This is a genomic window from Flavobacterium piscis, assembly GCF_001686925.1.
Lineage (GTDB): Bacteria > Bacteroidota > Bacteroidia > Flavobacteriales > Flavobacteriaceae > Flavobacterium > Flavobacterium piscis.
Genome location: NZ_LVEN01000042.1, coordinates 139,514 through 161,478, shown reverse-complemented (window position 1 = coordinate 161,478; position 21,965 = coordinate 139,514). Strand labels below are relative to the sequence as shown.

21 protein-coding genes are annotated in these 21,965 nt (G+C 30.1%); all 21 read right to left on the bottom strand.

Annotation, left to right across the window (positions count from 1 at the left end):
• Positions 1 to 3 precede the first annotated feature (3 nt).
• The gene (locus tag FLP_RS18095) at positions 4 to 849 is read right to left on the bottom strand and encodes a glycosyltransferase family 2 protein (protein WP_065450904.1); all 846 of its coding nucleotides are present in this window, start codon (positions 847 to 849) and stop codon (positions 4 to 6) included.
• On the bottom strand, positions 846 to 1,808 hold the full coding sequence (locus FLP_RS18090) for a glycosyltransferase family A protein (protein WP_065450903.1): 963 nt from the start codon (positions 1,806 to 1,808) through the stop codon (positions 846 to 848). The genes FLP_RS18095 and FLP_RS18090 overlap by 4 nt, the downstream gene beginning before the upstream one ends.
• Before the next feature lie 49 nt (positions 1,809 to 1,857).
• Positions 1,858 to 3,015 carry a glycosyltransferase family 4 protein gene (locus tag FLP_RS18085; RefSeq protein ID WP_065450902.1) on the bottom strand — a complete coding sequence of 386 codons (1,158 nt, stop codon included), beginning with the start codon at positions 3,013 to 3,015 and terminating at the stop codon, positions 1,858 to 1,860.
• A gap of 48 nt (positions 3,016 to 3,063) precedes the next feature.
• Entirely contained in the window at positions 3,064 to 3,993 is a 930-nt protein-coding gene (locus FLP_RS18080; protein WP_065450901.1) for a glycosyltransferase family 2 protein, read from the bottom strand.
• A gap of 345 nt (positions 3,994 to 4,338) precedes the next feature.
• A complete protein-coding gene (locus FLP_RS18075; protein WP_065450900.1) occupies positions 4,339 to 5,418 on the bottom strand; it encodes a glycosyltransferase WbsX family protein in 1,080 nt (359 codons plus the stop codon).
• Between the two features lie 11 nt (positions 5,419 to 5,429).
• The gene (locus FLP_RS18070; protein ID WP_158596317.1) at positions 5,430 to 6,560 is read right to left on the bottom strand and encodes a glycosyltransferase family 4 protein; all 1,131 of its coding nucleotides are present in this window, start codon (positions 6,558 to 6,560) and stop codon (positions 5,430 to 5,432) included.
• Entirely contained in the window at positions 6,553 to 7,476 is a 924-nt protein-coding gene (locus FLP_RS18065; protein ID WP_158596318.1) for a class I SAM-dependent methyltransferase, read from the bottom strand. Before FLP_RS18065 ends, FLP_RS18070 begins: the two co-directional genes overlap by 8 nt.
• Before the next feature lie 4 nt (positions 7,477 to 7,480).
• Positions 7,481 to 8,740 (bottom strand): ABC transporter ATP-binding protein, encoded by a 1,260-nt coding sequence (locus tag FLP_RS18060; protein ID WP_065450897.1) that lies wholly within the window; start codon positions 8,738 to 8,740, stop codon positions 7,481 to 7,483.
• A 49-nt stretch (positions 8,741 to 8,789) separates the two neighbouring features.
• Complete coding sequence (locus tag FLP_RS18055; protein WP_065450896.1) at positions 8,790 to 9,656, bottom strand: ABC transporter permease; 867 nt, start codon at positions 9,654 to 9,656, stop codon at positions 8,790 to 8,792.
• Positions 9,657 to 9,858: 202 nt separating this feature from the next.
• Complete coding sequence (locus FLP_RS18050; protein WP_065450895.1) at positions 9,859 to 11,826, bottom strand: polysaccharide biosynthesis protein; 1,968 nt, start codon at positions 11,824 to 11,826, stop codon at positions 9,859 to 9,861.
• 84 nt (positions 11,827 to 11,910) lie between these two features.
• Positions 11,911 to 12,795, bottom strand: coding sequence for a glucose-1-phosphate thymidylyltransferase RfbA (gene rfbA, locus FLP_RS18045; protein WP_065450894.1), 885 nt, complete (start codon positions 12,793 to 12,795; stop codon positions 11,911 to 11,913).
• Between the two features lie 96 nt (positions 12,796 to 12,891).
• Positions 12,892 to 13,737, bottom strand: a complete 846-nt coding sequence (gene rfbD, locus FLP_RS18040) for a dTDP-4-dehydrorhamnose reductase (RefSeq protein WP_065450893.1) — start codon at positions 13,735 to 13,737, stop codon at positions 12,892 to 12,894.
• Positions 13,737 to 14,285: a dTDP-4-dehydrorhamnose 3,5-epimerase gene (gene rfbC / locus FLP_RS18035; RefSeq protein WP_065450892.1), complete on the bottom strand. Its 549-nt coding sequence runs from the start codon at positions 14,283 to 14,285 to the stop codon at positions 13,737 to 13,739. Before rfbC ends, rfbD begins: the two co-directional genes overlap by 1 nt.
• 14 nt (positions 14,286 to 14,299) lie before the next feature.
• The gene (locus tag FLP_RS18030) at positions 14,300 to 15,439 is read right to left on the bottom strand and encodes a DegT/DnrJ/EryC1/StrS family aminotransferase (protein WP_065451185.1); all 1,140 of its coding nucleotides are present in this window, start codon (positions 15,437 to 15,439) and stop codon (positions 14,300 to 14,302) included.
• Complete coding sequence (locus tag FLP_RS18025; RefSeq protein WP_065450891.1) at positions 15,429 to 15,857, bottom strand: cupin domain-containing protein; 429 nt, start codon at positions 15,855 to 15,857, stop codon at positions 15,429 to 15,431. The genes FLP_RS18030 and FLP_RS18025 overlap by 11 nt, the downstream gene beginning before the upstream one ends.
• The gene (locus FLP_RS18020; protein WP_065450890.1) at positions 15,854 to 16,819 is read right to left on the bottom strand and encodes an MraY family glycosyltransferase; all 966 of its coding nucleotides are present in this window, start codon (positions 16,817 to 16,819) and stop codon (positions 15,854 to 15,856) included. Before FLP_RS18020 ends, FLP_RS18025 begins: the two co-directional genes overlap by 4 nt.
• Before the next feature lie 11 nt (positions 16,820 to 16,830).
• The gene (locus FLP_RS18015; RefSeq protein WP_065450889.1) at positions 16,831 to 17,763 is read right to left on the bottom strand and encodes a GDP-L-fucose synthase family protein; all 933 of its coding nucleotides are present in this window, start codon (positions 17,761 to 17,763) and stop codon (positions 16,831 to 16,833) included.
• 43 nt (positions 17,764 to 17,806) lie between these two features.
• A complete protein-coding gene (gene gmd / locus FLP_RS18010; RefSeq protein ID WP_065450888.1) occupies positions 17,807 to 18,925 on the bottom strand; it encodes a GDP-mannose 4,6-dehydratase in 1,119 nt (372 codons plus the stop codon).
• Between the two features lie 13 nt (positions 18,926 to 18,938).
• Entirely contained in the window at positions 18,939 to 19,841 is a 903-nt protein-coding gene (locus FLP_RS18005) for an NAD-dependent epimerase/dehydratase family protein (RefSeq protein ID WP_065450887.1), read from the bottom strand.
• Between the two features lie 59 nt (positions 19,842 to 19,900).
• Positions 19,901 to 20,983: a glycosyltransferase gene (locus FLP_RS18000; protein ID WP_065450886.1), complete on the bottom strand. Its 1,083-nt coding sequence runs from the start codon at positions 20,981 to 20,983 to the stop codon at positions 19,901 to 19,903.
• 67 nt (positions 20,984 to 21,050) lie between these two features.
• Positions 21,051 to 21,959: a glycosyltransferase family 2 protein gene (locus FLP_RS17995; RefSeq protein ID WP_065450885.1), complete on the bottom strand. Its 909-nt coding sequence runs from the start codon at positions 21,957 to 21,959 to the stop codon at positions 21,051 to 21,053.
• Between the last annotated feature and the right edge of the window lie 6 nt (positions 21,960 to 21,965).

The window sequence follows — 21,965 nt, the reverse complement described above, 5'->3', positions numbered from 1 at the left end:
ATATTATTTCATTAACTTCATTAACCGATATCCTTTGAGACATTTTTGTAATTTTGAAATCTTTCCTGTTTGTACTATTATTTTGATTCCTTCGATTACACTTAAATAAAATTGCTGTTTTAAGACAGTACTGGAAAAATGTTTTTTGTAAAAGTAGAAATACAACTTTTGTTTTTCTAATTCAATATCAATTGATTTTCCTTTATCTCTTTGTCCGCCTACAGGAATCTCTAAATGTTCGACCAGAATTTTAGGCTGAAAATAAATATTTGCTCCTGCCTGGAGCAAACGCATTCCATAATCCCAATCATCGCCCCATATTGTAAAATTTTCATCAAAGAAAAAACCTGCTTCTTTAAAAACATCTTTTTTTACAATATTTAAACCTGAACATACTTGCAATCTAAACCTTGATTTTGAAAAATTATGTGGTTTTGCTATTGTATCTAAAATGGTTTTATACTTAAATTCAGCTGTTTCCATTCCGTCAAACTGAATTCCTGGAATTAAAACATCTATAATATCAGGTTTTAAAACCTCGACAATTTGCTTAAATGCTAAATTTGGAATTCTTAGATCGTCATCAAGAAAAAACAGCCATTCTTCGTCTTTATAATATTTTAAAGCCTGATTTCTAGAATGATTTACTGATTTTTCTCTTTCATTTTTTACTAAAGTAAAACTAAAATCTAGTGATAGCTTATTAAGATCTGATGCTATATCGATCTGACTTTGATCGACTATAATAACTTGTGAAATATATTTTTCGAAGGCATTTAAATCTAGTAACAAATTAGACAAACATTCTAATCTGTCTCTTGTGGGAATCACTAAAAAAAAGTTTTTCATTTATTTAGTATTTTAGCATACAATGCATAAACAACATTAAACACTTTGAGTTTTTGCAGGATCAAAATTACGCGATATTTTATTAATCGCAACTGAAAATTTATGGCCGATCCAAAACTTATTTGATTAAAATGATGATTAATTACTATTTTATAATTTTTAAATGATGGTATATTCAAAAAAGCGATTTCAAGTTTATCTAGAATTACTTTTTTTTGAAGTTTTGTAAATAGAGAATTGTATCCTGTAAAAAGTATTTCAACAAACTCAAAGGTTGCCCCATTTTTACGATCATTGCTACTTGAATCGCCTGTAATACTTAAATTTGAAACTCTAATAAAAAGTGAAGCCGCGTTTATGGAATAAATAAAATTGGGTGTAGAAAATTCTAATACAGCCAAATCATCAGAATGCCAGGCAAGCGGTAAATCTTTAAACTTTTTTTGCTCGACGATTTCTTTTTTAAACAGATACTCGCTTAATGAGCTTCGTGTTTTTTTTGAAAATTTTCTTGTCAAAAAATCTTGTCCGTTTTCTAAAATAGGATGATCGAATTTAACGGAAATAACTTCGTGTTTTTCGTTTATAACTTTGGTAGAAAAACGCACTACATTACTATTTTGATTTTTTATTTCTTGTTGATTTTTATGAAATAATTCGACCACATTATCACTTAAAACATCGTCATCGCCCAGAATCATGATCCACTCTTCTGAATCGATAAGAGCAATGCATCGCTGCCATTGTCTTACCAAAGAGGTTCCTCCCAGATTGGAATCAAAAAAATGATAACTATATTCAAAAGTATCCTTAAACTTATTCAGCAAAGGTTTTGGATCTTCGGGACTTGAATCGTTTCCTATATAAACTTTAAATCTTTTATCTGTCTGATTTTTTAGGGATTCTAAAGTTGCCTCAAAAAACTCAAGCTTATAATACGGAATAATGATCGCAATCATTTTAAAAATATTTTATACAACGAATATCTCCATTTACAAATCATTATCTTCATTTGTTCAATACTCCATTTACAGTTGACAAATACTTTTTTTTGATTTTATCCAAACTATAGTCTTTTAAATAGCAATCTCTTAGAGAATCAGAAATGGACTTCACCTCATCTTGATTTAATAATTTAACACTCTGGACTGTTTTTTTAAAGGATTCTAAATCATTATAATCGAACCAAAATTGATTTAAACTTTCTGCTAATCTTTCAGTCATTGCACCAACTCTTGTAGAAATAATTAATTTACCTGCCGCCATACTTTCAACCCCAACTAATGGGCCTGACTCTTCAGGTGAACAAATTATTAAACAATCAATACGATTAAACAAATCTGAAAGATGTTCTCTCTCTATAAATCCTAGAAATTTTATATTGTCTGCTTCTTTGTATTTATTTCTTAAATAATTCTCCAAAGGCCCATTTCCTGCTAAATATAAAGTATCATTCTTTAGACAAACTTGTAAAAAAAAAGATATTAATTCTTCAACTCCTTTTTCAGGTGAAAGTCTTCCTAAAATCAAAAAATTATGTATACCACTTTGTGATAAAGACACATTTAATAACTCTTTCTCATTAAAAGCACACTGATCAATAATTACATAATCGTGATTCTTGAATTTTTCTAAATTACTGGCATTAACTTTTGAATGATGTATAAATGAATTTACGTTTTCAATATAAGGAAAACTGCCTTCGCTAATTGTTCCCGTTGTTCTAAATAATATCTTTTTATTATTTAGCTTAGCAAAAGTAATTATGTCGTTCACTAGTGAAGAAGATAATTGAGCACAAATGAATATAACATCGTATTGAGCTACTAGTTTTTGTACAATAAGAAGTCTTTTTTTGTTATAATTAAAAAAATATTTCGCAATATTATTATTTACATAACTACTCCAAACCCCTTTGCAACTATTTTTAACGTAACTCAATAATGCCAATAATTTCAGAACTAAATATTGCTGACAAGCTAAGTCAGCGAGTGAAAAAACCTTTTGTTTTTTATTGAAGTTAAATACCTGAGATTTATTTGACAATGAACCTGTAGTACATATATCTACAATATATTTTGAAGATAAAGCTGATGCCATAAAACCAGACTCTAGTTCTCTCCCTCCAAAATCTCCTATTGGACCAATAATCAGTATTTTTTTCATATTATTTAGTTATAGCCACTACTACAATTACATTTTTTCATTTTGTAATTATTGTGTATTGCCAACTTTCATCAATATCCATTTGCTTAATCCTAGTAAATGTAATTTAGAAATTATTTTTCTTATTCTATTTCCTGTTTTATACGAATTAGAGTGTTTATATTTTTTAAGTACCAATGCATTTTCACTTGATTGCTGATAATACTTTTCGATTAAAAAGATTAAAAAAGCTTCAAAATCACTTTCAGACACCATTGTTTTGAGAATAGAAAAAGAATAAAAGAAATTGCTTTTCATGTGCACAAAATCTTTGGTCATATTTTTATCATGATATCTATAATAGGCTAATGGCAAATCTATAAAAATAACCTCCGGATTATTTTTAAAAATCTTCAGCCACATGATCCAATCTTCTTTTGCGCCAAGTTCTGACTGAAATTGAAAATTTACGAAATTGCTTTTATGAAAAAGCCCGCAATGAATTGGAATATTAAACTGAAAATCCCAATCGTATAATACTTTTTCAAAAGTAAATACATTTGGAGTGAGTTTACAAAAAGGCGGTTCCATATTTTGTAATGTGTCTCTAAACATCATAAAATTCGAGATTACAATTTTATGATTTAACTCCTCTTTCGCTAAAGCTTTTAATGATTCAGATATTTTATTTTTATGTAATAAATCATCTGAATCTAAAAATTGTATAAACTCTCCTAAAATTTTACTTAATGCATGATTACGCGCATAACTGACTCCTTTATGTTCTAAAGCATAAAATGTAAAACGATTGTCATTTTTAATAAATTCTTTAACAACCGTAACAGTTTTATCTGTAGATCCATCATCTACAATAACACATTCCCAATTAGCATAGGTTTGTGATGCTACAGATTCTAAAGTTTCCTTAATTAATTTTTCTCTATTAAAAGTTGGAATTATAATAGAAACCAAAGGAGAAATTTGCTCCACTTTATTCATCTTAATCTTTTAATCTTTAACATTTATAGTTTTTTAATATTACTCTCTTAAAAGTTTTTATCTTAGGAAGCTTCTGTTCTTGTATTTTAAAACTGTAGATTCAATTTAAAATAATGAATTAATTTTCGTTGAATTAGAAACCCATAAATATAAACTTCGTAAGTGTCTACTGTTTAATTGATAAAAATTAAAAAATAATCTCATTTTTAAAAAACAAAAAATACACAACAATTAAATAGGAAGGAGATATTATTACAAAAACTGCAAAGAGTAATCTTAAAAAGTCGAAATTATTATTTCTTGTCATTTAAAAACTAAATTCAATTGAACGAATTTTGATATAATTTAATTAAGTATTTCCTTCGTAGCTTCTAAGTAAGATGTTGACCATTTTTGGCAAGGCTCTAAGTGATTTCCCTCTGCCCATTCATTCCAGGCATTTATAAATAAAAAGCTTTCAGGCATTTCTTCCCAAGAGTAGTTTTTTTTAATATGTGATAACCAAAATTTGTATTTTTCAGGTGTTGAATTGTGTAAGATAAAAGGATCTGTTTTTCTTCTTGCCGAATTATCCCACATTGGAGTTATTCCCGGATAGACATCTTTATTAAAATTTAACTCTATTTGCTTTTGCACATAATCAAAGTAATCATAATAATATTGATCTTTTTCTAATTTTAGTCCCATATATTTCATCAAACGACGTTTTATCCTTTTTAATATACTCATATTGAATACATTTTTTTTAGACTGAGTCTCAAAATCAGGCTGAAATTGAAACGCAAAATCAAAACCTTTTAATTTTGGATGATAATCATGTTCATGATTTTGAGAAAATCCAATGTAAAGATCTGGAAAACCAGCCTTCTTTACTTCATCTCTCCATATTTTTATGGTCTCCTCAATATCCGGGAGAAATTTTGGCCGATATATTATAAATACTGGTTTTCCATTTACTTTAATATATCTATCATCTTTAAAATAAGATATTAAATGGTTTATATGGTTTAGATCATCTTCAAAGCTATATTCTTGATTTAATAAAATTTCCTTCTCTGCTCCATCCCATGTTCTTGTCCAATTTTCATTGGCCCAACACATCATAAATGGTAGTTTTTCATTAGAATTTTTTATTTTTCTATCTAAGGGTTCATGTAAGACAAGTTTTCCATTAAACCAATAATGATAATAGCAAAAGCCATGGATGCCATAAGTTCTAGCCAATTCTTCTTGTGCCAAACGTGACTCTTCCAATCGTAAATCGTAAAAACCCAAATCAGCTGGTAAGTGAGGTTGGTAATGTCCTTCAAACCTTGAAGATGTTTTTGTTACATTTGTCCATTCTGTAAAACCTTTTCCCCACCAAATATCATTTTCAGGTATTGGATGAAATTGAGGAAGATATATCGCTATGGGTTTTATCATGTTTTACTTTTTTACAGTATTAAAATATTTGATATTTGATCTAATATTAATTCCTTATCCTGATGCAACCTTATTAATTTTGCATTGGCATTCTTTCCCTTAACATATAATTGTTCTCTATCTAAATAATAACCAAATAATACATTAGAGAGCTTTTCGATGTCTAAGTATGGGATTACATCTCCAGCATCTTTTTCTACAAATTCAGCAGCCCCGCCTGCGCCAGAAAAACAAATACACGGTTTAAAATAATTAGCAGCTTCAAGAACAACTAATGGATAGGGATCTTCTTTAGAAAGAAGTAAGAATATATCTATGTTATTGTAGAAAGTATCCATTTCTTTAGATGCCGTTTCAAATATAACTTTTTCAGAAAGATTACATTTTTTTAATTCTAGTCTTATTCTCTTAAATTCGATAGATTTTTTGTTTACACCTTTCCAAACAAATCTAACATTTGCGTCAGGATACTTTCTAAAAAAATCAGAAACCACAATTGAAAGTATATCTGCTCCTTTTCTCCAATCTAAAGTACCTGCTATACCTATTACAAATTCTTTTTTAGATTGCTTAATCGTTTTTATATTAAAAGAAAACTCTGGTATAAAATAATTTAGATTATGTATTTTGTCTAATTTGATATCCAAATTTTCACACAAATGTTTTGCAACAGCATTTGAAGGCACTAAAAAATGTGTAGTTAGTTTTTTTACAAACTTCAGATGTTCTGAAGTTGTATAAAAATCAGTAGCTAATTCAAGTTCATGAACATAACTTACTATTTGCAATTTCTTTGCGAAATTAAATGCTTCAAAAAAATCTCCATTTGTAATCGTATTTGAAAATATGATATCACTCTCATTTATCCATTTTTGAATTTTATTACTTTTTGTACTTTTAAATTTCATAAACGAAATTACTCGATTTAATAATCTTCTCTTTTGTCTATCTCTCCACAGTACAACCTCTCCAAGTTTTTCAAATTCCTTTTTCAATGGCCCATCTCCTGATTTAATTACAATTTTAAAGTCAAATTGCTTTTCTTGATGAATTAAATCTATTAGATTCAATAACAGAATAGGAGCTCCTGTAAGTGAAGCATCATGTGCTACAAATAGAAATTTTAATTTCTGACTACTCAACTTTTTCGAATGATACATAAATTGTATGACCAATAATTAATTTTCTAAATCCCCTATTATCAAGTAATTTACTAATTATTGGCATAGTTATTTTATTAAAGAGAAGAATACCATACCAGGTTTCTGATCTAAAATGTTTAGAATAATTACGCAACCATATATTTTTATGTAATGTATGTAATGGTTCGTAGTAAATTTTTTTCAATTTTATAGGTAAAATTTTTTCTAAATATAGAAAAGTTTCCTTAGACCATTTAGTCGCATGGTGCGGTGGCATATCTAAAAGTTCATCTGAATATTTGTAAAAGCAATTTACATTAGGAACACATAAAATTAGTTTAGATTTTATTTTCATATAGGAAATATGCTCTTTCAAAAAATTTAATGGTTCAGATAAATGTTCTAGTACTTGAAATGATATTATAGCGTCTACTTCATAATTTGGATTTTCTTTAAAAAAATCATCAATATTACTCAAGTAAACAGGCAGGCCATTAGCTTGGGCAGTTGAAACTGCTTCTTCACTAGTTTCTAAGCCTACAATATTCACATTATATTTTTTGATTATTTTACTAATAAATGTACCTTTTCCACTTCCTATTTCTATAATATTTTTTTTACCGTAAATCTCTTTTACTGCAATGTCATATTCCCATTTATCTTCTAAATAGTACCAATCAAATTTATTCTGTAATTCTTTATAAACATTAGAGCTTCCCTCAAATTTTGGCTCAAAAAAAAGCAAACTAGAATCAACACATTGATATAAACTAATTGTCTCATAATCTTTATCAAATTCATTACTTATATCAATATCAAATTGATCTTTCCATCTCTTTATTATCTCTGAAATTTGAAATATTTTAATTAACTTAACATTATTAGAATTCGTTAAAGGACTGATTATATTTTTCATAAAATTAATTATAAATACTCCATTCAACATTTTCTATTCTTATTGATCCAATATGCTTAATCTCAGGCATATTTGGTGCAACGTTCGAAAAATCTTTTAATTCAAATTTCAGGACTTCTTCATATCTTTCAAAATCTGAAATTGAATCTCCAAAGTAAACTGAAATGAAATAGTGTCCGGGTAATAAAGGCAAATTTTTGATTGTTAGTTTTATCTTCCCTTCTTTACATTTTTTATCCAAATATCCATTATTATGTATTCTAGAATTAGTTCCAAATACGGGATTATTTAAATGATTAAAAACTACAATTCCTAAAGATGGGTTGTTAATATCAATGGAAGAAATAAACTCTGCTGTTAAAATGAGATTGTTATTAAAAATCTCATTTTCATCCATATATATATATTTTAACTGTGGTTTAATCTTTTGAGAATTATTTTGAGTAACTAAAACTTTACTATAAATATCTTCGTTTACACTATATTGATTCATCACTTCATCTATACTTCCAATTAACTTCACATTACCATTTTCTAGAAGTATACCCCTTGTACACAAACTCTTCACCGCTGCCATATTATGACTCACAAACAAAACAGTTCTTCCTTCACCTTTAGAAATATCCTGCATTTTCCCAATAGCTTTCTTCTGAAATTCTGCATCACCAACAGCTAAGACCTCATCGATAACCAATATTTCAGGTTCTAAAAAAGCTGCTACAGCAAATGCCAAACGAACTGTCATTCCAGAGCTATATCTTTTTACAGGAGTATCAATATAACGCTCACAACCTGAAAACTCTATAATTTCATCAAGTTTTGAGGCAATTTCTTTTTTGGTCATTCCTAGAATTGCTCCGTTCAGGAAAATATTTTCTCGTCCGGTCATTTCACCATTAAAACCCGTTCCTACTTCTAGAAGCGATGCAATACGTCCGCGAGACTTTATACTTCCCGTAGTTGGAGCTGTAACTTTTGAAAGTATTTTTAAAAGTGTTGATTTTCCTGCTCCATTTTTACCAATGATTCCTAAAACTTCTCCCCGTTCAACCTCAAAGTTTATATCTTGTAAAGCCCAAACATAATCAGAAGTTCCTTTGATAGAACGATCATTTACATCTCCTATTTTTAAATACGGATTTTCTTTTCCTCGAATCTTGTGCCACCAACGATTGATATCATGACTTAAAGTTCCGGTGCCTACTTGCCCTAAACGATATTGTTTAGAGATATTTTCGGCTTTTAATATTATATCTTTTTTCAATTGTAAATCTAAAATGGTAAGTGAAGTAAACAGTTTTTAATATTCAATTCTAAACAGTATCTATAAAACTTTTTTCGGTTTTGTTGAAAACTAAAAGTCCTATAAAAAATACTGCAATAGTAACAGCCAAAGTATACAATAATCCTAAAACCGAAACTTCTCCCACATTTAAAAGCATATAGCGAGCTGTTTCTATTATATATGCTAATGGATTATACTCTACTAGCCATCCATAGCCAGGCAATTTATCTTTAATTAAACTCATAGGATACATGACCGCAGACATGTACATTAATAACTGTATCCCAAAGCCAATTAAATGACTAAAATCACGATATTTTGTGACCATTGCCGAAATTAGCATTCCTAATCCTAGCCCTAAAAGTCCCATTATAATAATCAAAATTGGGAAAAATAAAATCAGGCCATTTAACCCCAAATTTGCTCCTTGAAAATAATAGAAAATGTAAAATCCGATAAAAATCAAAAATTGAATTCCGAATTTTACAAGGTTCGAAATTACAACAGATAGAGGAGTAATAATTCGAGGAAAATATACCTTCCCAAATATTGCAGCATTCGCTTTAAACGTGTCTGAAGTTCCCGTTAGGCATGCTGTAAAATAATTCCAAACGGTTATTCCAGCCAAATTAAACAAAAATGGAGGAACAGTACCTGTATCAATACCGGCAACGTTATTGAAAATTATTGTAAATGTTACAGAAGTAAATAAAGGCTGGATTAAATACCAAAGCGGCCCTAAGACAGTTTGTTTGTAAACAGTAATAACATCGCGTTTTACAAAGAGTAATAACAAATCTCTGTATTGCCAAACTTCTTTTAGGTTTAGAGAGAAGAATTTATTTTTAGGTGTTATTTCAAACAACCAATCATTTGGGGTATTGTTGTCGTTCATTTTAAAATTATTACAATTCAATTGTAATTATGTTATTACAGAAGTAATATTGTCTAAACCTTTTCACTCGAATAATACTCCACTAAATGTATTTAACAAGATTTTTATTCGCTTATAAATTAGCTAAAAAGCAAAAAGGCGTTTTATAAAAAAACACCTTTTTTGCACTATTTGAATCTAAAATTCAATTTATCATAAGAAACTACTTATCTAAAACTTCAAAAGCAGAATTCATACTTTTAAATTCGGGAACAATTTTCTTCATTTTAGTTACAATGTCATCGTTATCATAAAAATCAGCAATACCTATAAGCTCGTCGATTTCAATATGTAAATTCTCATATTCGTCTTGTATTTCCTGAGCGATCATGATCTTATTATGATAAGTTGGTAAAGTCTTAGAAGTATCATTTAATAATTCTTCATATAACTTTTCTCCAGGTCTTAAACCTACGATTTTAATCTTGATTTCCTTGTCCGGAATAAATCCTGCCAGTTTAATCATTTTTTTTGCCAAATCTATAATTTTAACTGGTTTACCCATATCAAAAATATAAATCTCACCTCCGTTACCCATTGCACCGGCTTCCAGTACCAATTGACAAGCTTCCGGAATGGTCATAAAATAACGAATAATATCCTGATGGGTAATGGTTACTGGACCTCCCTCAGCAATTTGTTTTGTAAACAAAGGAACGACTGATCCGTTTGAGCCTAAAACATTTCCAAAACGTGTTGTAATAAATTTAGTTGCCCCATCAATATTTTCTTTTTGATTTTTCAAAAATAAAGATTGAACATATTTCTCTGCTATTCGTTTACTGGCCCCCATAACATTACTAGGATTCACTGCCTTATCAGTAGATACCATAACAAATTTCTTTACACGATATTTACACGCTAAGTCAGCCAGGTTTTTAGTTCCTTTAATATTCGTCTGGATGGCTTGTGATGGATTTTCCTCCATCAAAGGAACATGTTTATAAGCTGCAGCATGAAACACAACGTGAGGATTGTAATTTTTAAAAACTTTTTCTAAAGCTTTTTTACTTCTAACATCTGCAATAACTGTTACGATTTTTGCCTGTGATCCTAAAGCTATGGTTTCTAAACATAAATTGTGAAGGGGAGTTTCAGCATGATCTAAAATAATAACTACCTTAGGATTAAAACCTAAAACCTGCCTCACTATCTCGCTCCCTATTGATCCGGCAGCACCAGTAATAAGAATCGTTTTGTCTTTTAATTGTTTAGAAATAGATTTACTATCCAGAACTATCGGTTTTCTTTCTAATAAATCTTCAATCTGAATGTTTTTTACTTTTTGAGAAATTTCTTTTTGATTTTCCCAATCCGAAATTAATGGTACAGTATATACTCTGTAATTGAATTCAAGACATTGATCTACTATAATTAATTGTTCTTCTTTTGATAAACTTTTATCTGCTATAATAACACCTTCTGCTGCTACAGAACGCATTAAAGCAGGTAATTTTTTTCTTAAAATCAGAATTGGCAAATCCAGCATTCTCTTAGATGCATTCTGATTATTTTTATCAACAAAACCCACAATTTTAAATCTTGAAGGTGTTTCAAATTTTAATGCATTAGCTACTGAAATAGCATTAGCATCAGTTCCATAAATTACCGTTCTAATTAACTTAGAATTGGTTTTCTCTGAAAAATACAATTCAAAAGTTTGTTTTACAACAACACGGTATAAAAATAAACCACAAAATGATAAAACCAGATTTATAAAAAGTGCTGTGTTTAAAAATGCCTTGTGTCCAGTATATAACTCAAAAACTAAATTGAAAAATAAAAAAAACACTAAAACCGACATTTGAGAAAACAGTAGTTTAATAGCATCTATGTAAGAAGAGTGTCTTATAATCCCCGAATATGTTCTAAATAGCCAAAAGAAAAATATATTAATAACAATTAAGCTAGTAACAAAATAAAACTGATGAGAAGTAATAATATAGCCCAATGCCGTTCCTTCAAACAACATATAAGTAAACGTAAACGAAAAAATCAGTACCATTACGTCTATTGCAATGATAATCCACCTAGGCAAATAGCTAAGATTATTAATGCTACTTCTTAGATTCCTGGGTGAGAGAAAATTATGCAATAAAGAGGCTATTTTGGTTTGTTTGTCTGTATTCAATTTGGTGTAGTTTAATTTTATAAACCTTGTCTGTCTTACAAAAATACAAATTAAAGTTTTTAAAAAATTATTTCCTGATGCAAATTAGATTTTAACACCTTTTTTCTTTTGTTTTAAAAATTCTATCAAATAAGTACCATATCCGGATTTTACTAAAGGTAAAGCTAGTTCTTCAAGTTGAGCATCATTTATAAATCCTTGTCTCCAGGCAATTTCTTCAATACAACCCACTTTAAGCCCTTGCCTTTCTTCCAAAACCTGTACAAATTGACCTGCCTGCATTAAACTATTAAAAGTCCCCGTATCCAACCAGGCTGTACCTCTGCTTAAAATACCTACTTTCAAAACTTCTCTTTCTAAATACACTTTGTTAACATCAGTAATTTCATATTCCCCGCGAGCGCTTGGCTTAATATTTTTGGCAATCTCCACAACAGAGTTATCGTAAAAATATAATCCAGGAACCGCAAAGTTAGATTTTGGTTCTTCAGGTTTTTCTTCAATAGAAATCGCTTTAAAATTTTCATCAAACTCCACAACCCCATATCGTTCTGGATCTGAAACATGATAAGCAAAAACAACACCACCCTTTGGTTTTGTATTTGATTTCAAAAGTTCCTGCATATTAGATCCAAAAAAGATATTATCTCCCAATATCAAAGCTACATCATCATTACCAATAAATTCTTCTCCAATTACAAAAGCCTGAGCTAAACCGTTAGGAATTGCCTGTTCTGCATAACTAAATTTACAACCTAAACTAGAGCCATCCCCTAACAGTTTTTTGAAATTAGGTAAGTCATGCGGAGTAGAAATAATTAATATTTCACTGATCCCTGACATCATTAAAGTAGACAACGGATAATAAATCATTGGTTTATCATATACCGGCATCATTTGTTTGCTCATAGCAAGTGTCAATGGATGTAAACGCGTGCCAGAACCTCCCGCTAAAATAATTCCTTTCATATATTTTGATTTTAGACTTTAGATTTTAGATTTTAGATTTTAGATTTCTTAATACCGAAATGCTGCAATCACATCTTAAAATCATCTTTACTTATTTTATATAAACATTTTTTTCAAACTTTCTTTATAATTTGGAATATCCAGATTATAAATAGTTTTAATTTTTTTCTTATCTAATAATGAAAATTCAGGACGTTTTGCAGGAGTTGGATAGGATGCTGATGGTATACCGCCAACATTACAACTGTATCCTCCAAATTCCTGTATGCTCAACGCAAATTCATACCAACTTATTTCACCCTCATTAGAATAATTGTAAATCCCCGGAGTCCATTTCGGAAATTCCAAAATATCAACCATAGCTTGAGCAAGATCAGTTGCATATGTCGGAGAGCCAATTTGATCGTTTACCACGTTAATAGCATCTCTTTCCTGCATTAATCGTTGCATCGTTTTTACAAAATTATTTCCAAATTTACTGTAGACCCAGGAAGTTCTTATAATAATTGAATTTGGATTTTCTTTCAAACAAGCAATTTCCCCCGCTCTTTTACTAGATCCATAAACATTGATAGGATTAGTTTTCTCGTCTTCATTTAAGGCAATTGAAGAAGTCCCATCAAAAACATAATCTGTAGAAATATGGATTAGTTTCACATTATTCTCTTGAGTATATTTTGCAATTAATTCCACTGCTCTATCATTTATGGTAAAAGCCAGCTCTTTTTCAGTTTCAGCCTTATCAACTGCTGTATAGGCACCACAATTAAAAATTACATTAGGTTGAATTTGATTGAGTTGAATTTCAAGAAGTTCTAAATTATCTAAAGTAATTTGACTTCTATCAGCAAAAATCCATTCGTACTGAGGATAATTTAATGATAAAACAGCTAATTCAGAACCTAATTGTCCGTTTGCTCCCGTTACAAGAATTTTTCTCATTAAAATAAACTATTACAATTTTCAATAAAAGGAAGTATTTGATCTTTTTCAGAAACAATTGCATCTTTCAAATCCATTCCCCAATCAATATTTAAAGAGGGATCGTCAAATTTAATTCCGCCTTCTGAGGCTTTATTATAAAACTGATCACATTTATACATTACCGATGCTGTTTCACTAATTACTGAAAAACCATGAGCAAACCCCTGAGGAACTAATAACTGTTTTTTGTTCTCAGCAGATAATAGAACACTAAATGCTTTTCCATAAGTCGGAGAATCTTTTCTCAAATCTACAGCTACATCAATAATTTCACCTTCTAAAACACGAACTAATTTGGTTTGTGCAAATGGTGGATTTTGATAGTGTAGACCTCTTAAAGTTCCTTTTTTAGAAAAAGATTGATTGTCCTGAACAAAATCAATAGTAATACCTAAATCTTCAAATTTAGTTTTACTATATGATTCAAAAAAATAACCTCTTTCGTCACCAAAAACTGTTGGTTCTACAACTACTAAATCTTTTATAAACGTTTCTTCAATTTTCATATTAAAATCAATTCTTATTTATTTTTAAAGAAGTCAACTATAACTTCTCTAATTCTCTTTCTATCTTCTATTGACAAATTTGATCCCGAGGGTAAACATAATCCTTTTTCAAATAAATTTTTGGCAATTTTATTACCGTAATATGGGTATTTTTCGAAAATTGGCTGTAAATGCATAGGTTTCCAAAGTGGGCGACTTTCTATATTTGCATTTTCAAGTGCAAGTCTCAAACTCTCTTTATTTCTATTTTTATAAGGTTCAACGAGAATAGTACTTAACCAATAGTTCGAAAAATAATTTTCATTAATACTCTCAAAAACATCCACTTCTTCAATATTCATAAATATCTCCTTATAAAAAATATTTGTCTTTCTTCTGGAACCTACATTTTTATCTAAAATTTTCATCTGCCCCAATCCCACTCCGGCACAAATATTACTCATTCGGTAATTATAACCTATCTGACTATGTTGGTAATGCACCGCATCATCTTTCGATTGTGTTGCATAAAAAATGGCTTTTTCTTTTAATTCTTTTGAATTAGTGACTAATGCTCCCCCACTTGAGGTCGTAATTATTTTATTTCCATTGAATGAAAAAACTCCGAAATCTCCAAAACTCCCGCATTTTTTTCCTTTATAAGAACTTCCTAAAGCTTCGGCACTATCTTCGATAATTGGAATATCGTACTTATCAGCAATAGCATGAATTTCATCCACTTTATAAGGAGTTCCATAAAGATGCACTGCTATAATCGCTTTAGGCTTTTTGCCTTTTTTAATTCTATCTTTAATTGCAGCTTCTAAATATTCAGGACAAATATTCCAAGTGTCTAATTCGCTGTCTACAAAAACAGGAATAGCTCCCTGATACAGAATTGGATTTGCCGAAGCCGAAAAAGTCATAGTTTGACAAATAATCTCATCCCCTTCCTTCACACCTAACAACACCAATGCTAAATGAATAGCTGATGTACCTGAATTGAGAGCCGATACAAATGATTTGTCATCTAGATAATTTTCTAAAGCACTTTCAAATTCATTAACATTTGGTCCTCCGGAAGTGATCCAATTTGTTTGTAAAGCCTTTTGAATATAATCTTGTTCAAAACCGCTTTGCTCAGATAAGGATAAATAAATTCGGTTATTTTTCATTAATTTTCCAATAATCTGAAGCATAACGAACATCATCGTCACCAACATTTGCAAGCGGTAATGTTGAAAAAGAAATTAGTTTTGAATCTTTTTCTAAAGATTCTATAGCATTAGCATAACCCCCAGGAATATGAACTATCTTACTGTCATTAGCAGAAACATAAATAGTTTCTACTGTTAATTCTTTCGAGGGATTTTCCCAATTATCAATTTTTATAAAATGAATATTGAAAGAACCGGTTAAACAATAAAAGTTTTTGGTGTCTAATTTATGCCCTTGCCAGGCACGAATAGGATTTCCTTCAGAATTACTAATGATATAGAATCTTTCGATATCCGAAAACTTAAAATCATTAACATACGAAATAGTTCCGCGATGATCGGAGAAATTACCTCCCTGAATTATTTTTGGAATCATGCCTTTAATTTTAAATCGCTTTTATTTAACAAATAAAACTTAAGGCTATATAATAAAAGTAATGGTGATATCACAATTACAAATAGTACTATATCATTAACCTTTTGATATAAAAAGATAACTAAAGCTGAAACTGCACTTTGAGCGATTGCGTAGTATAAAGAGACCAAACGGTGTTGCATTTTATATTCATTACTTAAAACCTGGTATAAATGAAGACGATGTGCTTCAAAAATATTTTGTTTTAAGTACAATCGATGGAGAATGGTACAAATGGCATCAACACCATAGATCGCTAAGAATAAAAGCCATACAAGCGAATTGGTTACTAATATCAATTTCAAAACCAAATAAATGACCCAAAAAGCAATAGCGATACTGCCAATATCCCCGGCAAAACATTTTGCCTTTTTTCTATAGTTAAAAAATAAGAAAACTAAACTGGCGATCATCGCATACTTTATAAAAACAGCATCAAAGAAAAATTGAATGTTTTTGTTAACATATAATAATGCCCCCATAACGACCAAAGTATACAATCCTGTGATACCATTAATCCCATCCATAAAGTTATAAGCATTTATCAATCCTATTGCCAGGATATAAGCAATACCAACTCCATAAAAAGGCATCAGGGTAAATACTCCTAAATCATAAAAAATCAGAGTAATGGATAAAAAGTGAATTGAAATCCTGATTTTGTTAGACAAACTCTTAATATCATCCCAAAAGCTTACTAAACTGACCAAAGTTATCCCGGTAAAGAAAAAATAATTCGTCTGAATGTTTTGTAAAAAATAAATTAGAGCAGCGAACCAAAAAATGATTCCACCTCCTCTTAAGGTAATTTCTGTATGTGAACTTCTTTGATTGGGTTTGTCAATAATATTATAACGATCAGCCACTTTAAAATAAAGCAACATCAAAATCATTAAAATTATTCCTAGTATTGTGTATTGCATTATTTATGAGGTTACTCCCAATTAGTATCTTTTATTTCGTTGTAAACTTTCTGAACACCTTCTTCCAAGCTAGTTTTAGCCTTCCAACCGAAACTGCTTAGTTTAGAAACGTCCATTAATTTACGTGGAGTACCATCTGGCTTGGTTGTATCCGTTAGAATTTCACCTTCGAAACCAACGATTTTTTTAACTAAAATTGCCAGATCTAAAATTGAAATATCTTCTCCAACTCCAATATTGACCAATCCAGCTTCATTATAATTTTCCATTAGAAAGACACACGCCTCAGCAAGATCATCAGCATGCAAAAACTCTCTTTTAGGACTTCCTGTTCCCCATATAGTAACTGAAGTCTCTTTATTACGCTTTGCTGTAATGAATTTTCTAAGCATTGCAGGTAATACATGTGAGTTTTTTAAATCATAATTGTCATTTGGTCCATATAAATTTGTAGGCATTACAGAAATAAAGTTGCAGCCAAACTGATCCCTATAAGCGTCACACATTTTAATGCCAGCAATTTTAGCAATAGCATAAGGTTCATTTGTTGGCTCTAATTCTCCAGTCAGCATATATTCCTCTTTTAAAGGCTGAGGAGCCATTTTTGGATAAATACAAGAAGACCCCAAAAACATTAATTTTTTTACATTCTGCAAATAGGCTTGATGAATCACATTATTTTGAATCATTAAGTTTTCATAGATGAAATCTCCTCTATAAGTATTATTAGCAATAATCCCTCCTACTTTTGCAGCTGCCAAGAAAACATAATCTGGTTTTTCTTGTTCAAAAAAATCAGCAACCGCTTGTTGATTTCTTAAATCTAGTTCTGAAGAAGTTTTCAAAATAAAATTATTGAAACCTTTATTTCTTAATTGACGTAAAATAGCTGAACCTACCATTCCCCGATGTCCAGCTATGTATATTTTATCATTTAAATTCATAATGATGATTTTTTAATTCAAGAATAAACTTGTTTTATTTGAATTAATAATTAATACTTGACCTTACTTCTTTTAACATTTTTTCTTTAAGAACATATTGAAGATCAGAAGCCATCATTTCTTTAACTAATCCTGCTAAATCATACTGAGGCACCCAGCCTAATTGAGTCTTAGATTTCGTAGGATCTCCTATAAGCAAATCTACCTCTGTAGGACGGAAATATTGTGGATCAACCGCAATAATTTGTTTACCTAATTCAATCTGGTAAGCAGGATTACTACAAGAAGCAACATATCCTTTTTCATCTACTCCTTCTCCTCTAAATTCGATATCTATTCCTACTTCTGCAAATGACATTTTAACAAAATCACGTACATAGGTAGTTTCTCCCATTGCAATTACATAATCTTCGGCAATATCTTGCTGAAGGATTCTCCACATTGCTTCCACATAATCTTTTGCGTGTCCCCAATCACGTTGAGCATCTAGGTTTCCTAAATATAAGCACTCTTGTTCTCCTAAAGCAATAGCTGCCGTAGCCATAGTTATTTTACGTGTTACAAAAGTTTCTCCTCGACGGGGTGATTCGTGATTAAACAAAATTCCATTGCAAGCAAACATATTATAGGCTTCACGATAATTTTTGGTAATCCAAAAACCATAAATTTTTGCAGCTCCATAAGGTGAACGTGGATAAAATGGTGAATGCTCATCATATAATCCCTTTTCGTTTTTATTCTCAGCCAAACCACCATACAATTCAGATGTTGATGCCTGATATATACGGGTTTTCTTTTCTAAACCTAAGATACGCACTGCCTCTAAAATTCTTAGTGTACCAATTCCATCAACATTCGCAACGTATTCTGGCGAATCAAAAGATACTTTTACATGGCTCATTGCTCCTAAATTATAGATTTCGTCGGGTTGTACCTCTTGAATGATTCTGATTATATTAGTAGAATCCGTTAAATCACCATAGTGTAACTTAAAATTTACATGCGCTTCATGCGTATCCTGATAAATATGATCAATACGCTGCGTATTAAATGAAGATGCTCTTCGTTTAACCCCATGTACCATATATCCTTTTTCTAATAACAATTCAGCTAAATATGATCCGTCTTGTCCTGTAATTCCTGTAATAAGTGCTACTTTCATTTTTATTTAATTATTAAATGTCATTATTTTTAAGGTAATCAATCACGGATTGGGGATTCCAACCTAAAAGAGTTCTTGCCTTTGAATCATCAAAAGTCAAATCAGATGTGATTTTTTTTAATTTGAAAGAATTTATTGGAGACTGATCACCTAATAAATTTCCCAAAAGCCCCATTATTCTTGCTACAAAAAGAGGCAAGTTTAGAGTCGTTTTATTTTTTTTCGAAATAGCATTACTCAACTCGTTGAAACTAGGATCTATACCATCCGTTAAATTATATGTCCCACCAACAACAGCTACTTTTGGAATAAAAGTAGCCACGTCTTTTGCTAATACCATACTTTTTCTAGCTTTACCTCCACCAATATTAAAATAATAGCCTTTTTCAATAGCTTTTACCATAGTTCCCAAATTACCGGGAGCATTTTTACCAACTAGTAAAGGTAACCGCAATATCGTACAAATGACATTGTTTTTTCCACACCATTCTTTAATTAAGTCTTCTGCGCCAATTTTACTTAATCCATAAGCATCTTTTGCTAAAAGCGAATGTTCTTCATTAATATTATTTCCAGTTTCTAGACCATATACACTTACTGAACTAATAAAAATAAAATATTTCGGTAAAAAATTACTTTTCTCAAAACCTGCTATTAAATTTTTTGTTCCTTCTATATTGACTTGGTAAAATTCTTGTTTCTCGGACTCGGATTTGGGTACACTATGGGCCTTTCCGGCGGCGTGTATTACATAATCAAAATTGCAATTAAAGTTAGGAATTTCACAACTAATATCACAAACAATATCAGTACTTAGATTTCCTAGTGTCATAATTTGAAAATCTGATTCTTTTAAAACAGTTAAAATGTTTCTACCAAGAAAACCAGTGGCTCCAGTGATTAATAACTTATTCATAAATTATTTTCTTTCCTTGCATTATATTATATTTTTAGACTAACTATATAAAGAAATAACTAGTGATGATTTATTGTATTATAAAGAGACAAATATTTTCTATACATTTTATCTAAAGTAAATTGGTCTTCGTAACTTTTTCTAGCCGCAATACTTGCTCTTTCATATTCTGATGCACTATCTCTATAAAATTTAATTTTATTGACAAAATCGCTAACATTGTTATTAAGTGCAAATCCATTTTTTTCATTTAAAATTTCACCAATTCCTCCTACATTAGATGCTATTACAGGTTTTCCATATGCTAAAGCCTCTATTATTGACATTGGCAAACCTTCATAATTTGAAGGAAGCATAAACAAATCAATATATTTTAGGAGATAACATGCAGTGGGAATATTTCCTAAACAAATTAAGTTTTCAGGTAAATCTTTTGGTTGATACTGATTACCAACCCATACAAATTTAACTTTCTCATTTACAAATTCCTCCGCTACACTTTGAAAAGTTTCGAATCTTTTTTGAGGGGTTAATCTAGCTGTTGCAAGAATAATAAAAAAATCCTCTTCTTTTAATCTTCTTAATTCATCAATGCTTTGATTTAAAATTTCATTTGTTGAAGATGGTTCAAAATTTGTCCAATCTAACAATCCATTATATATTACACTTGTGTTCTTAAATATTCTTTCTTTCGACATCATTTCGAGATCATAATTACTAACACCGACAATATGTCTTGTACGATATTGTAAAAGTCTTTCTAAAGGAAGAAATTTTTTGAATGCAATTCTTATTGAATCAAAACCATGCACTGTGTAAACGATTTTTTTTGAAGGAAATATTAAACGTCCCAGTAAGCCAATTTTTGAAGAATGTAAATGAATTACATCTGGCTTATGTTTTCTATACAATTTATACAAAGAAAACATAACCGACAAATCTTTAAAAAGATTTATTGATCTCTGAAGATTTTTTATTTTTATCTTAATCGCACTTTCAGGAATTTGATCCCACATTGGACCGTTCTGTTCGGACAAAACAAAAACTTGATGTCCATCTTTGATTGCTTCCGTCACCAAATTTATAACAACAGACTGAGCTCCGCCTAAGTATGCTAAAGTTACTACTTGAAAAATTTTCATTAAAAAGTATATTTTTTAAAAGGTATTAATCTCATTCCTTTTTAATTTATAATTACTGAATTCAACTCTAAATAGAACCAAATTTCCCTTTTATCCCATCTCTTAATCCTCTAAATGAAAGTTTAAGATAGCTTAATCTATCGTTGGAAATTATTGTAAAAATAAAAATTCGAAAAACATTAAAGACTAATTCCCTTAGTTTATACCCCCAACCAACATACGAGCATCTTAACATATAGATACTATTTCTTGAAAGATAATATCGACGAATAGGAGAATGAACTGAAATCATTCTACCCAAAACAGAGACACGATTATCTCCAATTTCATGATGCATTAAGGCTCTTTGGATTGCAAATAATTTATAACCTTTTGATTTACATCTAAAAGACCATTCAACATCTATATAATCAACAAACAATTCCTCATTCATCAACCCAACTTCATTCAAAACATCTTTAGAAATTAGACACCCTGATGCTATTAAAAAAGAAGCTTCAATACTTGAACCTTCGGCAGGACTTACCCTATTTATAAATGGACCAATATAACGTGTAATTGGATATTGCTCATTTGTTTTCTCATTAATATATACTGGCCCTACTGCTCCAACCTTAACCCCTAAATTTTTTAAATCTATTGTAGAATTGACTAACTCATTAACAAATCCTGATGTAAGAACCGAATCATGATCCAAAATTAATACAAAATTTGAATCCAGTTCCATTGCTTTTTTTATACCCTGATTTTGGGCATATCCTAGTCCTAGATTGGAAAGATTTGATATTATAAATAACTTAATCTTTGTTTGTTCTACAAATTCTAGAAATAACTCATTAATTAAATCGATGTTTTTCGAACCGTTATCAACGTAAACAATGGCATCTACTTGCTCATAAATACTCATAAATTGCCTTCGTAGAGTAGATAGATCTGGGTTATATGTAACAACTACTGCTGTTGTTTGAATATTCATAATTTT

What these genes read in the sequence shown, in the direction of transcription:
- FLP_RS18095 (WP_065450904.1), bottom strand. Translation starts at nt 849, where the DNA reads ATGAAAAACTTTTTTTTAGTGATTCCCACAAGAGACAGATTAGAATGT.
- FLP_RS18090 (WP_065450903.1), bottom strand. Translation starts at nt 1,808, where the DNA reads ATGATTGCGATCATTATTCCGTATTATAAGCTTGAGTTTTTTGAGGCA.
- FLP_RS18085 (WP_065450902.1), bottom strand. Translation starts at nt 3,015, where the DNA reads ATGAAAAAAATACTGATTATTGGTCCAATAGGAGATTTTGGAGGGAGA.
- FLP_RS18080 (WP_065450901.1), bottom strand. Translation starts at nt 3,993, where the DNA reads ATGAATAAAGTGGAGCAAATTTCTCCTTTGGTTTCTATTATAATTCCA.
- FLP_RS18075 (WP_065450900.1), bottom strand. Translation starts at nt 5,418, where the DNA reads ATGATAAAACCCATAGCGATATATCTTCCTCAATTTCATCCAATACCT.
- FLP_RS18065 (WP_158596318.1), bottom strand. Translation starts at nt 7,476, where the DNA reads ATGAAAAATATAATCAGTCCTTTAACGAATTCTAATAATGTTAAGTTA.
- FLP_RS18055 (WP_065450896.1), bottom strand. Translation starts at nt 9,656, where the DNA reads ATGAACGACAACAATACCCCAAATGATTGGTTGTTTGAAATAACACCT.
- rfbA (WP_065450894.1), bottom strand. Translation starts at nt 12,795, where the DNA reads ATGAAAGGAATTATTTTAGCGGGAGGTTCTGGCACGCGTTTACATCCA.
- rfbD (WP_065450893.1), bottom strand. Translation starts at nt 13,737, where the DNA reads ATGAGAAAAATTCTTGTAACGGGAGCAAACGGACAATTAGGTTCTGAA.
- rfbC (WP_065450892.1), bottom strand. Translation starts at nt 14,285, where the DNA reads ATGAAAATTGAAGAAACGTTTATAAAAGATTTAGTAGTTGTAGAACCA.
- FLP_RS18030 (WP_065451185.1), bottom strand. Translation starts at nt 15,439, where the DNA reads ATGAAAAATAACCGAATTTATTTATCCTTATCTGAGCAAAGCGGTTTT.
- FLP_RS18025 (WP_065450891.1), bottom strand. Translation starts at nt 15,857, where the DNA reads ATGATTCCAAAAATAATTCAGGGAGGTAATTTCTCCGATCATCGCGGA.
- FLP_RS18020 (WP_065450890.1), bottom strand. Translation starts at nt 16,819, where the DNA reads ATGCAATACACAATACTAGGAATAATTTTAATGATTTTGATGTTGCTT.
- FLP_RS18015 (WP_065450889.1), bottom strand. Translation starts at nt 17,763, where the DNA reads ATGAATTTAAATGATAAAATATACATAGCTGGACATCGGGGAATGGTA.
- gmd (WP_065450888.1), bottom strand. Translation starts at nt 18,925, where the DNA reads ATGAAAGTAGCACTTATTACAGGAATTACAGGACAAGACGGATCATAT.
- FLP_RS18005 (WP_065450887.1), bottom strand. Translation starts at nt 19,841, where the DNA reads ATGAATAAGTTATTAATCACTGGAGCCACTGGTTTTCTTGGTAGAAAC.
- FLP_RS18000 (WP_065450886.1), bottom strand. Translation starts at nt 20,983, where the DNA reads ATGAAAATTTTTCAAGTAGTAACTTTAGCATACTTAGGCGGAGCTCAG.
- FLP_RS17995 (WP_065450885.1), bottom strand. Translation starts at nt 21,959, where the DNA reads ATGAATATTCAAACAACAGCAGTAGTTGTTACATATAACCCAGATCTA.